The organism is Aeromonas sp. FDAARGOS 1415 (genome assembly GCF_019048365.1).
GTDB classification, from domain to species: domain Bacteria; phylum Pseudomonadota; class Gammaproteobacteria; order Enterobacterales; family Aeromonadaceae; genus Aeromonas; species Aeromonas taiwanensis.
Map to the genome: position 1 here is coordinate 2,540,270 of NZ_CP077363.1, position 12,557 is coordinate 2,552,826.

Below are 12,557 nucleotides of genomic sequence, written 5' to 3' on the forward strand. Positions count from 1 at the left end.
CATCTTGCCAGGCTTCGTGTTCAGACTTTCTCGGCCTTGAAACTGTGCAGGCGGTTCATGGCCTTGGTCATGTCCTGCTTGAACAGGATGTCGGTGGCGCGCAGGGACTCGTCCAGTGCGGCTTCGATCAGGCTCTGTTCACTGCTGGGCGCCTTGGTGAGCACGAAGCCGGCGACCAGCTCCTTGGCACCGGGATGACCTATCCCCAGACGCAGCCGGAAAAAGTTATTGTTGTTGCCCATCCTGGCGATGATGTCCTTGAGGCCGTTGTGGCCACCGTGGCCACCACCCTGCTTGAACTTGGCGATGCCGGGGGGCAGGTCCAGCTCGTCGTGGGCCACCAGGATCTCTTCCGGGACTATCTGGTAGAAACGCGCGAGCGCTGCCACGGCCTTGCCGGAGAGGTTCATGTAGGTGTTCGGGATGAGCAGGCGTACATCCTGCCCGTCCACCAGGATGCGGGCGGTGTGGCCGAAGAACTTGGGCTCTTCGCGCAGGCTGACATTGTGCCAGCGGGCCAGCTGCTCCACATACCAGGCCCCCGCATTGTGGCGGGTCTTGGCATATTCGGGGCCGGGATTTCCCAGCCCGACAATCAGTTTGATTTGACTTGTCACGCTTGATGTCTTCACTCGCTACTTGCCATGAGCGGATGGCCCGGGGCAATGGGACGCAATATTCTAGCCGCCGACTGGCGATCACTCAACCAAAGTGCGGCAACGGTCAGCGAAAAGCCGGGATCCTGTGGTCATGGGGCTGGCCCCTGATGGTTTTTCACGTCGACATGTTGGTGTCTGCCCGGCGGCCTGGGGGCGAAGCGCAAGCGCCGTGGCATCAAGCGTGAAGCGGGAAGCCGGGGTCAGCTTTGCGGGCGCAGGTGTGGCCGCTCAGGTCGGTGCGGGATCCCGGGAGGTTGCGGTGTGCAGGAGACCAAAAAACAAAAACCGCCGTTCGGCGGTTTTTGTCACAACGGGGTCTATCAATGCTCGAACATGGCAGAGATGGACTCTTCGTTGCTGATACGACGGATGGCCTCTGCCAGTACGGAAGAGAGGGTCAGCTGCTTGACCTTGCCGACTGCCTTCATCTCCGGGGTGAGCGGGATGGAGTCGGTGATGATCAGCTCGTCGATCACGGAGTTCTTGATGTTTTCAACGGCAGTGCCGGAGAAGACAGGGTGGGTCGCATAGGCGAACACGCGCTTGGCACCGCGCTCTTTCAGCGCTTCGGCCGCCTTGCACAGGGTGCCACCGGTGTCGATCATGTCGTCGACGATGACGCAGTCACGGCCGGCCACGTCGCCGATCAGGTGCATGACCTGGGAGACGTTCGGGCGGGGACGACGCTTGTCGATGATGGCGATGTCGGTGTCGTCCAGCAGCTTGGCGATGGCACGGGCACGGACCACGCCGCCGATGTCCGGCGACACGACCACGGGGGATTCGAGGTTCTTGGCCTTCATGTCTTCCAGCAGCACCGGGCTGCCGAACACGTTGTCGACGGGGACGTCGAAGAAGCCCTGGATCTGCTCGGCATGCAGGTCAACGGTCAGCACACGGTCCACACCCACGCTGGAGAGGAAGTCGGCGACGACCTTGGCGGTGATGGGCACACGGGCGGAGCGGACGCGGCGGTCCTGACGGGCATAACCAAAGTAGGGGATAACGGCAGTGATACGGCCAGCTGAAGCACGACGCAGTGCGTCCACCATGACGATCAATTCCATCAAATTGTCGTTGGTCGGGGCACAGGTGGATTGAATGATGAAGATATCGCCACCGCGTACATTCTCGTTGATCTGTACGCTGATCTCGCCGTCGCTAAAGCGACCTACGGCAGCATTGCCGAGTTTGATAAACAGGCGATCTGCGATCTTCTGGGCTAGTTCCGGCGTTGCGTTACCAGCAAACAGCTTCATGTCAGGCACGGTTTGAAACCTCGGGGTTGCATCCAGTATGTGGGGAGTCTGATTCCAGACCCGGATCGTTTGGGGGCAAACGATTCAGCAAGATGACGGACAAGGTCACAGCAAAGGAAAAATGGCCCCGCATCACCCCCTACAGGGTGGGTGGACAGGGGGGCGTCCACCTCTGATGCGTCATCATGCCAGTTTGGCTGGGGTACTAGGATTCGAACCTAGGAATGGCGAGATCAAAACCCGCTGCCTTACCGCTTGGCGATACCCCAATCACTGACTTGTTGCAAAGTGGCGAAGAGTGGTGATATGTTCTCGCCCTTGGCGACAAACCCATCCCAGCCTTCCGGCACTTTGGCCAACACCTTCCGAGCAGCCATTTCGTCTTCAAATTGAGCAAAGACGCAGGCGCCAGTGCCCGTCATTCTTGACGGCGCGTATTCTAGCAACCAGCCGAGCGCATTGGCAACCTCGGGGTGGCGCTTTTTCACCAGCAATTCGCAATCGTTTTTCCACTCTCCGTCCAGCAGGTTGTGCAATGCCATTTTCGGGGTATTTCTCGGCAGATCCGGATCCTGGAACACGGCCGCCGTTGCGACATGGCAGTCTGGCTTGAGCACCAGATACCAGGCAGAAGGCACCTCGACCGGCTGCAATCGCTCACCCACCCCCTCGGCAAAGGCGGCCTTGCCGCGCACGAACACCGGCACGTCGGCGCCGAGTTGCACGCCGAGTTCGGCCAGCTCGTCTTCACTCAAGCCGGCCTGCCAGAGGTGGTTCAAGGCCACGAGGGTGGTGGCCGCATCGGACGAGCCGCCGCCGATGCCGCCACCCATGGGCAGCACCTTCTCCAGCCGGATGTGGGCCCCCTGCGGGCTCGGCAACCTGGCCTGCAGCAGGCGGGCGGCGCGGATGATGAGGTTCTGCTCATCGGGCACGCCGGGGATCGCGGGGCTCAGGGTGAGCTGGTCGCTGGCCGGGATCGGCTCGAACGCGAGCCAGTCGCCGTGATTGAGGAAGATGAACAGGGTCTGCAGCTCGTGGTAGCCGTCGGGGCGGCGACTGTTGACGTGCAGGAAGAGGTTGAGCTTGGCCGGTGCGGGCCAGCGGATCTGGCCCGGGCTCATCATGGTGCTGTGCTCCTGGGTCATCACTGTGCCAGCGTCCACTGGTTGATCTGCAGCTTGAGGCGGCTCTCCTGACCCGTCATGGTCAGCAGGTGGGGCAGGCGGTAACCGTCCTGATCCCGATAGTCGCCATAGACGATCTGCCACTGGCCATCGCGCACGCTGGCGAGGCTGGCGTCGGGGTTGAGCTCGAACTCGGCGTTGCCCGGCAGCCCCTTGATCCACTCCGGCAGCCCGGCCACCGGGATGTGCCAGCCAGTGAGCTGGTAGACGAGCGCCTCGGCATCCTGGCTCTGGTGCAGCTTGCCGTCGTTGTCGAGCAGGCTCACCTCCCCCTTGCTGCGGGAGAGCTCCAGGATGTGGGTGCCGATGAGGCTGGTGAGGTTGAGGCGGTAGTCGTCGCCATCCTGTTGCCAGTTGAGGCGCGCGCTGCCCTTCTGCCGGGCGGTGATGATGGCCATCTTGCCCGACAGCTGCCAGTGGGTGAGGCGCTCGAGACGGGCTCGCTCCTGCTGCCAGTTGACCTGATCCCGCTGGGGTTGAGTGGTGGTACAGCCCGCCAGCACCAGCAGGCAGGCGAGGGAGAAGATACGCAAGAACAAGGTCGTGCTCCGAACAAAAGGTTTGCCACAGTATACGGGGCGGCCGTATCGCTTTTAAAGACTTACCCTTTCTCGTACAATTGTCGGCCTTTACACCCTGTGCATGAAACGATCATCACCCATCCATGAGTCTGCTTGCCCTCGGAATCAACCACAACACCGCCAGTGTCGCCTTGCGGGAGCGGGTCGCCTTTGGCCCGGACCGCATCGATCGCGCCCTGCGTGAGCTGGTGGAGCAGCCTGGCGTCAGCGAGGCGGTGATCGTCTCCACCTGCAACCGCACCGAGCTCTACTGCAGCCTGGAGCAGGGGCAGGGGGAGCAGGTCCTGAACTGGTTGCAGCGCTTCCACGAACTGGAGGCGAGCGAGGTGCTCTCCGCCATCTACCAGCACAGGGACGAGGAGGCGGTGCGCCACCTGATGCGGGTCGCCTGCGGCCTCGACTCCCTGGTGCTGGGGGAGCCACAGATCCTGGGGCAGATCAAGCAGTCCTACGCCCATGCCCAGCAGGCGGAAGCGGTGAAGGGATCCCTGGAGCGGCTGTTCCAGAAGTCCTTCTCGGTGGCCAAACGGGTGCGGACCGACACCGAGATCGGCGCCAGCGCGGTCTCGGTGGCCTTCGCCGCCGTGAGCCTGGCCCGGCGCATCTTCTCCGATCTCTCCCAGACCAAGGTGCTGCTGGTCGGTGCCGGCGAGACCATCGAACTGGTGGCCCGTCACCTGCGCGAGCAGAACGTCACCCGCATGATGGTGGCGAACCGCACCCTGCAGCGGGCCCAGCTGCTGGCCGAGGAGTTCGGCGCCCAGGTGATGACCCTGGAGGAGATCCCGGACTACCTGCACGAGGCGGATATCGTCATCAGCTCCACCGCGAGCCCCTTGCCCATCCTCGGCAAGGGCATGGTGGAGCGGGCGCTGAAGGCCCGCCGCTTCAGGCCTATGTTCCTGGTGGACATCGCCGTGCCCCGCGACATCGAGGCCGAGGTGGACGAGCTCTCCGACGCCTATCTCTACACGGTGGACGATCTGCAGGGCATCATCGAGCAGAACCTCGAGACCCGCAAACGGGCGGCCGCCGAGGCGGAGCTCATCGTCCAGGAAGAGCGCGACGACTTCATGGGCTGGTATCGCAGCCAGCACTCGGTGGATCTCATCCGCGATTATCGCCACCAGTCCCAGCAGGTGGCCGACGAAGAGCTGCAACGCGCCCTGCTGGCCCTGCAACAGGGCGAGCATGCCGAGCAGGCCCTCAAGGCGCTGGCGCACCGTCTCACCAACAAATTGATCCACGCACCGACCCAGGCCCTGCGCCAGGCCGCCGCCCAGGGGGATACCCACAAGCTGGCCCAGCTGCGTCAGGTGCTGGGGTTGTCACAAGAGTCATAGTGTTGGGGCGGCCTTTTGCCGTCCCGTCCTCCATCGAGAATCCAAGAGTTATGAACCCGTCATTGATCAGAAAGCTGGAAGGCCTCATCGAGCGCCACGAAGAAGTACAGGCCCTGCTCGGGGAGCCCGGGGTCGCCTCGGATCAGGACAGATACCGCGCCCTGACCCGGGAATATGCCCAGCTGGAAGACATCGTTCACGGCTTCCAGCGCTTCCGTCAGGCGGAGGAGAACCTCGAGACCACCCGGCTGATGCTGGAAGAGGAGGATGCCGACCTGCGCGAGATGGCGCAGGAGGAGCTGCCGCTGGCCAAGGCCGAGTTCGAGGCGCAGGAGCAGGCGCTGCAGGTGATGTTGCTGCCCCGCGACCCCAAGGATGACAACAACTGCTATCTGGAAATCCGCGCTGGCGCCGGTGGCGACGAGGCGGCCATCTTCGCGGGGGATCTGTTCCGCATGTATTCGCGCTACGCCGAACGCCAGGGCTGGCGCGTCTCCATCGTCAGCTGCAATGACGGCGAACACGGTGGATACAAGGAGGTGATCGCCAAGGTGGACGGCGAGCACGTCTACGGCCGCCTCAAGTTTGAGTCCGGTGGTCACCGGGTACAGCGAGTGCCGGAAACCGAGTCCCAGGGGCGGGTCCACACCTCCGCTTGCACCGTCGCCGTGTTGCCGGAAGTGCCGGAAGCCGAGCAGATCGAGATCAACCCCTCCGAGCTGAAGATCGACACCTTCCGCGCCTCCGGGGCGGGCGGCCAGCACGTCAACAAGACCGACTCCGCCATCCGCATCACCCACCTGCCCACCGGCCTGGTGGTGGAGTGCCAGGACGAGCGCTCCCAGCACAAGAACCGCGCCAAGGCGATGTCGGTGCTCTCCGCCCGCCTGCAGGCGGCCGAGGATGAGCGCCACCGCGCCGCCGAGCAGAGCACCCGCCGCAACCTGGTGGGATCCGGCGATCGCTCCGAGCGTATCCGCACCTACAACTACCCCCAGGGGCGCCTCTCCGAGCACCGCATCAACCTCACCCTGTATCGCCTCGGCGAGATCCTGGAGGGGGATCTGGACTGCGTGATCACCCCCCTGGTGCAGGAGTATCAGGCCGACCAGCTCGCCTCCCTGGCCGAGAGCAACTGATGCAGATCCAGCAGGCCCGCGCCCACATCATGGCGACGTTGGCCTCCGGGGAGTCCCCCCGCGCCGATGCCGATGCCCTGCTGTGCCATCTGCTGGACTGCCGGCGCAGCTACCTGATGACCTGGCCGGAGCGCGAGCTCGATGCGGCCCAGCAGGCGACCCTGCAGGGCTGGCTGGCTCGCCGTCTGAACGGCGAGCCCATCGCTCACCTCATCGGGGAGCGGGAGTTCTGGTCGCTGCCGCTGAAAGTGAGTCCGGCGACCCTGATCCCGCGCCCGGATACCGAGGTGCTGGTGGAGCAAGCGCTGGTGCGGCTGCCTGCAGGCCCCTGCGCCCTGCTGGATCTCGGTACAGGTACCGGCGCCATCGCGCTGGCGCTCAAGTCCGAGCGACCCGATGCCGATGTATGGGCCGTGGACAGGATGCCGGAGGCCGCCGCCCTGGCCCGCGCCAACAGCGCCGCGCTGGGTTTGCCCGTCACCGTGCGGGACGGCAGCTGGTTCGAGCCGCTCTCGGGCGCCCCGCGCTTTGCGATGATCGTCTCCAACCCCCCCTACATCGACGGAGCGGACCCGCACCTCGATCAGGGGGACGTGCGCTTCGAGCCCCGCTCCGCTCTGGTGGCGGACGAGCAGGGACTGGCGGATATCCGCCTTATCGTGGCAGGCGCACCTGCCCACCTGGTGTCCGGTGGCTGGCTACTGCTGGAGCACGGCTGGGATCAGGGGGCCGCAGTGCGTCAACTCCTGCTGCAGCAGGGCTACGACCAGGTGGAAACCGTGCGCGATTACGGTGATAACGAGCGAGTGACCCTGGGGCGGCTGGCTCGGTGATGATGACGGGCGGGAGGCTCCCGCCCTGGTGCAAGGAACTGTTATGTATGTTGCTCTCAAGCATCTGCACCTCGCCCTGATAGCCGGGGCCGTGCTGATGTTCATACTGCGCTTTTACTGGTTGCAGACCGGCTCCGCTCTGGCAGGGGGCGCCCGCACTCTCAAGGTGAGCGGCTGGCTCAACGGCCTGGTGGTGCTCACCGGCGTGCTGCTCTGCATGTTGCTGGGCCTCAACCCCTTGAACAACGCCATCCCCTGGCTCGCGGAGAAGCTGACCTCGGTGCTGGTGGTGGTGTTCCTGGCCATGATGGCCCTGCGCCTGGCGCGCAGCAACGGCATTCGCTGGTTTGCCTTCCTGGGGGCCCTGGGGTGGATCTTCTTTATCGCCAAGCTTGCTGTCCTGAAACAGGCCAGCCTGTTCGGTTAGGGATGACGACGATGATACGCGTGGACGAATGGACCGATTTCGAAGCCCATGACATCGCCGAGCTGGCGCTGTCGGTGAGCGACGAGATCCGGGGACAGGGTGGGAGCGGGGAGGCCGAACTGGCCCGCCTCGACGCCTGGCTGGACGAGGCGATTGCCGAGGGGGACTGCGACGAGGTGCGCCGTCAGTTGCTGCAGGGGTTCTACCAGACCCTGGGGTTTCGTGGCGACTGGCAGGATTACTTCTCTGCGGCCAATTGCGACCTGAACCAGGTGCTGACCAGACGCAAGGGCATACCGGTGAGCCTTGGCATTCTCATCATCCAGCTGGGCCGCAAGATTGGCCTGGATGTGGAGGGGATCTGCTTCCCCGGCCACTTCCTGCTGAGCTTCGCCGGCCTGGACGGGGAGGTCTATGTGGACCCCTTCAACGGTGACGAGCTGAGCCGGCACCGCATCGAGCTGTTGCTGCGCGGTGCCCTCGGCAACCTGGCCATCCTGAGCGACGATCATTTGCAGCCTGCGGGCCAGTGGGAGATCATCGAGCGCCTGCTCAACGTCAGCAAGGGCGCCCTGCTGCGGGAGGAACGGATGACAGAGGCGCTGCGTTGCAGCGAACTGCTGCTGCGCATGAAGCCCGGCGATCCGCTGGAGACGCGGGATCGGGGCTTTATCTATGAACAGCTCGATTGCCCGCGCTTCGCCGCCGACGATTTCGAATATTTTATCGAGCAATGCCCGGATGACCCTGTGGCCGATGTGCTGAAAACCCAGCTGGCCACGCTGGATCTGACCCCCAAGCCCCTCCATTGAGGAAGGGGCGAGATGAAACGTATCAAGGTCGACGTGCCCAGGCACAGCGGCTTAGCTTGGATTCGAACTCCAAGTCCCTTCACTGAGGAAGCCTGAGATGGAACAGAAGAATATCAAGGTCAATGGCATCGACGTCGCCAACGACAAGCCCTTCGTGCTGTTTGGTGGCATGAACGTGCTGGAATCCCGCGACATGGCAATGGCGGTGTGCGAGAAGTACGTGGAAGTGACCAGCCGGCTGGGCATCCCGTTCGTGTTCAAGGCGAGTTGGGACAAGGCCAACCGCTCCTCCATCCACTCCTACCGCGGCCCGGGTCTGGAAGAGGGGATGAAGATCTTCCAGGAGCTGAAAGCGACCTTCGGCATGCCGGTCATCTCCGATCTGCATGAACCGCACCAGGCCAAGGCAGTCGCGGAAGTGGTGGACGTCATCCAGCTGCCCGCCTTCCTGGCGCGCCAGACCGACCTGGTGGAGGCCATGGCCCGCACCGGCAACGTCATCAATATCAAGAAGCCGCAGTTCCTGAGCCCGAGCCAGATGAAGAACATCACCGACAAGTTCGAGGAGTGCGGCAACGATCGATTGATCCTGTGCGAGCGCGGCGTCAACTTCGGTTATGACAACCTGGTGGTCGACATGCTGGGCCTGGGCGTCATGAAGAAGAGCACGGGCGGCTACCCCGTCATCTTCGATGTGACCCACTCCCTGCAGTGCCGTGACCCCATGGGCGCCGCCTCCGGCGGTCGCCGCGAGCAGGTGGCAGAGCTGGCCCGTGCCGGCATGGCGGTGGGCCTGGCGGGTCTGTTTATCGAATCCCACCCTGACCCCAAGGTGGCCCGTTGCGACGGCCCGAGCGCCCTGCCGCTGGAGAAGCTGGAAGGCTTCCTCAAGCAGATGAAAGCCATCGACGATCTGGTCAAGGGCTTCGAGCCCCTCGACACCTCCGTCTGATCCCTCAGCCTTCCCGGACAACAATGCCCCGCCATGCGGGGCATTTTTTTATTTTAAATATTCGAATGGCACTTGTTGTTGTCATATAACACCCATGTTTCCGTGGTGTTAATGATGTTAAATATGTTGTGTGATTGATGTCTCTTAATTGCCCTTTTTGACGTGCAAGAGTAGCGACCGTCTGGATGGTGAAAGGTATGAAGCGGGTGGGATAGCCAACTATCTCGCCGCGGATCGCTGCATGCATTTTTTGCCATCACCCGAGTCAATTAATTAACAGGACGTTGAGCATGCACAAGAAAATAGTCAGCAGCCTCTACTTTCAGGTGATATTGGCAATCACCATCGGCATATTGTTGGGGCATTTTTATCCAAGCCTGGGCGCCGATATGAAACCCCTCGGTGATGGCTTCGTGAAATTAATCAAGATGATCATCGCCCCCGTTATTTTCTGCACCGTGGTGACGGGGATCGCCGGCATGGAGAGCATGAAGGCGGTGGGCAAGACGGGGGCCATCGCGCTGATCTATTTCGAGGTGGTGAGCACCCTGGCCCTCATCATCGGCCTGTGCGTGGTCAACCTGCTGCAGCCCGGGGCCGGCATGAATGTTGACCCCTCTTCGCTCGACGCCAGCGCCATCTCGGTCTATGCGGATCAGGCCCAGTCACAGGGCATCGTCGCCTTCCTGCTGGACGTGATCCCGGCTAGCGTGATCGGGGCCTTCGCCGGTGGCAATATCCTCCAGGTGCTGTTATTTGCTGTCCTGTTCGGCTTCTCCCTGCATCATATCGGGGAGAAGGGAAAAACCATCTTCAATATTATTGATGGCTTCTCCCATGTTATTTTTGGCATCATCAACATGATCATGAAATTGGCACCGATCGGGGCATTTGGTGCCATGGCCTTCACCATAGGAAAATATGGCATCGGCTCCCTGGTGCAGCTGGGGCAATTAATTGCTAGCTTCTATCTGACCTGCCTGCTGTTTATTTTCCTGGTGCTCGGCAGTATCGCCAAAGCCAATGGCTTCAGCATTGTGCGCTTTATTGCCTATATCCGGGAAGAGTTGTTGATCGTGCTGGGAACCTCCTCCTCCGAATCTGTCTTGCCGCGCATGCTGGTGAAGATGGAGGCGCTCGGCTGCAAGAAGTCGGTGGTGGGTCTGGTGATCCCGACCGGTTACTCCTTCAACTTGGACGGCACCTCCATCTACCTGACCATGGCCGCCGTCTTCATCGCACAGGCGACCAATACCCCGCTGGACTTGTTCCATCAACTCACCCTGCTGGTGGTGCTGCTCATCTCCTCCAAGGGGGCGGCCGGGGTGACCGGGAGCGGCTTCATCGTGCTGGCGGCCACCATCTCGGCGGTGGGGCACCTGCCGCTGGCGGGGCTGGCGCTGATCCTCGGGATCGATCGCTTCATGTCGGAGGCCCGCGCCCTGACCAACCTCATCGGCAATGGCGTCGCGACCCTGGTGGTGGCCCGCTACTGCGATCAGCTTGATGAGGAGAAGATGCAGGAGGCCCTGGCGAAACCCGTGACGGCCAAGCCGGTGGATCTGCGGGGCTGAATCGCCCTTTGATCATGACGGTTACCCATAAAAAAACGGCCCGCGCGGGCCGTTTTTTTCATTCGTTTCTTACGCAGAGTGATTTACAGGCTCTGGGTGAAGGTACGGGTGACCACGTCACGCTGCTGTTCCGGAGTCAGTGCATTGAAGCGCACGGCGTAGCCGGAGACTCGGATGGTCAGCTGCGGGTACTTCTCCGGGTTGGCGATGGCGTCTTCCAGGGTCTCGCGGCGCAGCACGTTGACGTTCAGGTGCTGACCCCCTTCGACCACCGGCTCGCTCTGGACCGGCAGTTCACGGTATTCGAACTGGCCGAGATCAGCCAGGTTGACTTCCTGATCGGCGGCGAAGCTGTCGCCCTTGGCGCAGATGCAACGAGCTTGCTGCTTCTCTTCGTCCAGCAGCCAGAAAGAGTTCAGCAGTGCGGTATTGGCGGACTGGGTGATTTGGATGCCCTTGATCATGGTATGACTCCTCATAGGAAAGCGGATTCAACGGTAAGCACATTACCCTGATGTTTTTAAACCACCTGGATGACGGGATGATTTAACGGGGCCTTGCCTTACACCTTTACTTCGTTGGGGTCATATATATCATGATGGTAATAATACGAAAATTGATCCAAATCAATAAATGCGCGTTTTTTCGGCGCAGCAAGATATTAATTTATTGAGTTTAATCAAAAAGAGATCATTTTTGCGATTTCGTAAGATATATAAATTATGCATTTTTTAATATTCATATCTAGTAAATTAACTACACCTTTGGTCCTTTTTTCATGTCACGGGATGGCTGAGGGGGAAGGCATGAACTCCCCCCCTGCCCGTGGCAGGAGGGAGCCGTCTCCCGGGCTATCCCCCCTGGTCGAATGCTCGTCTTCATACACTGAAAGCAGGCTGCGCGAGCCGCACCCATGGCGGGCAGCCCTGGCCGGGCTGCGGTTGCGTCTTGCCGCCCGGGCCCCTATCCTGAGCCCCTTGCTTCGTTGACCGGGGTGACGCGGCGCCGGCCTGGACAGAAAGGTGGCGTCGGAGCAGGGGAGGCTGGTGCGCCAGCCTGGGTTGTCGGTGTGATTTGCGAAGAGAGGAGACGGGCGTGCTGACCTGGAAAGATGTGATTGGTTCGGAGAAAGAGCAGGAGTACTTCAAGGCGACCCTGGCGACGGTCAGGGCCGAGCGGGAGGCTGGCAAGGTGATCTATCCGCCGGCGACCGAGGTCTTCAACGCCTTCAAGCTGACCGAGCTGGACGAGGTCAAGGTGGTGATCCTGGGGCAGGATCCCTATCACGGCCCGGATCAGGCTCACGGCCTCTGCTTCTCCGTGCTGCCCGGCGTGCGCACGCCTCCTTCCCTGGTCAACATCTACAAGGAGATGCAGCGGGATCTGCCCGGTTTTGTCACACCCGGCCACGGTTTTCTGGAGTCCTGGGCCAGGCAGGGGGTGCTGCTGCTCAATACGGTGCTGACGGTGCAGGCGGGCATGGCCCACTCCCACGCCCACCTGGGTTGGGAGACCTTCACCGACAGGGTCATCGAGCAGATCAACGCGAGCCGCGAGGGGGTCGTGTTCCTGCTGTGGGGGGCCCACGCCCAGAAGAAGGGCCGCTTTATCGACAGGTCGCGCCACCATGTGCTGAGTGCTCCTCATCCCAGCCCGCTCTCCGCCCATCGCGGCTTCATCGGCTGCGGTCATTTCTCCGAGGCAAACCGCCTGCTGACCCAGCAGGGGATGAGCCCCATCGACTGGCTCTCGGTCTGCCGCGACACCGCCGTACCTACTGCCTGATAACCC

13 protein-coding genes and 1 tRNA gene are annotated in these 12,557 nt (G+C 62.0%); 8 read left to right on the plus strand and 6 right to left on the minus strand.

Features of this window, described 5'->3' with window-relative positions:
* Positions 1-20: 20 nt before the first annotated feature.
* The 5 genes from pth to lolB form a co-directional block, all read right to left on the minus strand.
* Positions 21-617 carry an aminoacyl-tRNA hydrolase gene (pth, locus tag I6L45_RS12125; RefSeq protein WP_216982194.1) on the minus strand — a complete coding sequence of 199 codons (597 nt, stop codon included), beginning with the start codon at positions 615-617 and terminating at the stop codon, positions 21-23.
* 362 nt (positions 618-979) lie between these two features.
* On the minus strand, positions 980-1,927 hold the full coding sequence (locus I6L45_RS12130; RefSeq protein ID WP_010673845.1) for a ribose-phosphate pyrophosphokinase: 948 nt from the start codon (positions 1,925-1,927) through the stop codon (positions 980-982).
* A 185-nt stretch (positions 1,928-2,112) separates the two neighbouring features.
* Positions 2,113-2,187, minus strand: a tRNA-Gln gene (locus tag I6L45_RS12135).
* A complete protein-coding gene (ispE, locus tag I6L45_RS12140; RefSeq protein WP_254204319.1) occupies positions 2,167-3,066 on the minus strand; it encodes a 4-(cytidine 5'-diphospho)-2-C-methyl-D-erythritol kinase in 900 nt (299 codons plus the stop codon). Before ispE ends, I6L45_RS12135 begins: the two co-directional genes overlap by 21 nt.
* Positions 3,066-3,644, minus strand: coding sequence for a lipoprotein insertase outer membrane protein LolB (lolB, locus tag I6L45_RS12145; RefSeq protein WP_043762073.1), 579 nt, complete (start codon positions 3,642-3,644; stop codon positions 3,066-3,068). Before lolB ends, ispE begins: the two co-directional genes overlap by 1 nt.
* Before the next feature lie 125 nt (positions 3,645-3,769).
* Between lolB and hemA the strand changes: the two genes are divergently transcribed.
* From hemA to I6L45_RS12180, 7 genes are all read left to right on the plus strand, one after another.
* Positions 3,770-5,029: a glutamyl-tRNA reductase gene (hemA, locus tag I6L45_RS12150; RefSeq protein ID WP_210550164.1), complete on the plus strand. Its 1,260-nt coding sequence runs from the start codon at positions 3,770-3,772 to the stop codon at positions 5,027-5,029.
* A 50-nt stretch (positions 5,030-5,079) separates the two neighbouring features.
* A complete protein-coding gene (gene prfA / locus I6L45_RS12155; RefSeq protein ID WP_043762070.1) occupies positions 5,080-6,168 on the plus strand; it encodes a peptide chain release factor 1 in 1,089 nt (362 codons plus the stop codon).
* Positions 6,168-7,001, plus strand: a complete 834-nt coding sequence (prmC, locus tag I6L45_RS12160; protein ID WP_216982195.1) for a peptide chain release factor N(5)-glutamine methyltransferase — start codon at positions 6,168-6,170, stop codon at positions 6,999-7,001. The genes prfA and prmC overlap by 1 nt, the downstream gene beginning before the upstream one ends.
* A gap of 43 nt (positions 7,002-7,044) precedes the next feature.
* Positions 7,045-7,428: a SirB2 family protein gene (locus I6L45_RS12165; RefSeq protein WP_134696349.1), complete on the plus strand. Its 384-nt coding sequence runs from the start codon at positions 7,045-7,047 to the stop codon at positions 7,426-7,428.
* Between the two features lie 11 nt (positions 7,429-7,439).
* Positions 7,440-8,240, plus strand: a complete 801-nt coding sequence (locus I6L45_RS12170) for a SirB1 family protein (protein WP_134696350.1) — start codon at positions 7,440-7,442, stop codon at positions 8,238-8,240.
* Positions 8,241-8,337: 97 nt separating this feature from the next.
* Positions 8,338-9,192, plus strand: a complete 855-nt coding sequence (gene kdsA / locus I6L45_RS12175) for a 3-deoxy-8-phosphooctulonate synthase (RefSeq protein ID WP_043762065.1) — start codon at positions 8,338-8,340, stop codon at positions 9,190-9,192.
* A gap of 290 nt (positions 9,193-9,482) precedes the next feature.
* The gene (locus tag I6L45_RS12180) at positions 9,483-10,766 is read left to right on the plus strand and encodes a dicarboxylate/amino acid:cation symporter (RefSeq protein ID WP_216982196.1); all 1,284 of its coding nucleotides are present in this window, start codon (positions 9,483-9,485) and stop codon (positions 10,764-10,766) included.
* A gap of 83 nt (positions 10,767-10,849) precedes the next feature.
* Here the strand turns inward: I6L45_RS12180 and grcA are convergent, their stop codons facing one another.
* The gene (gene grcA / locus I6L45_RS12185) at positions 10,850-11,230 is read right to left on the minus strand and encodes an autonomous glycyl radical cofactor GrcA (protein ID WP_043762063.1); all 381 of its coding nucleotides are present in this window, start codon (positions 11,228-11,230) and stop codon (positions 10,850-10,852) included.
* A 631-nt stretch (positions 11,231-11,861) separates the two neighbouring features.
* Here grcA and ung point away from each other — a divergent pair.
* Positions 11,862-12,551: a uracil-DNA glycosylase gene (gene ung / locus I6L45_RS12190; protein ID WP_134696352.1), complete on the plus strand. Its 690-nt coding sequence runs from the start codon at positions 11,862-11,864 to the stop codon at positions 12,549-12,551.
* Positions 12,552-12,557: the final 6 nt, after the last annotated feature.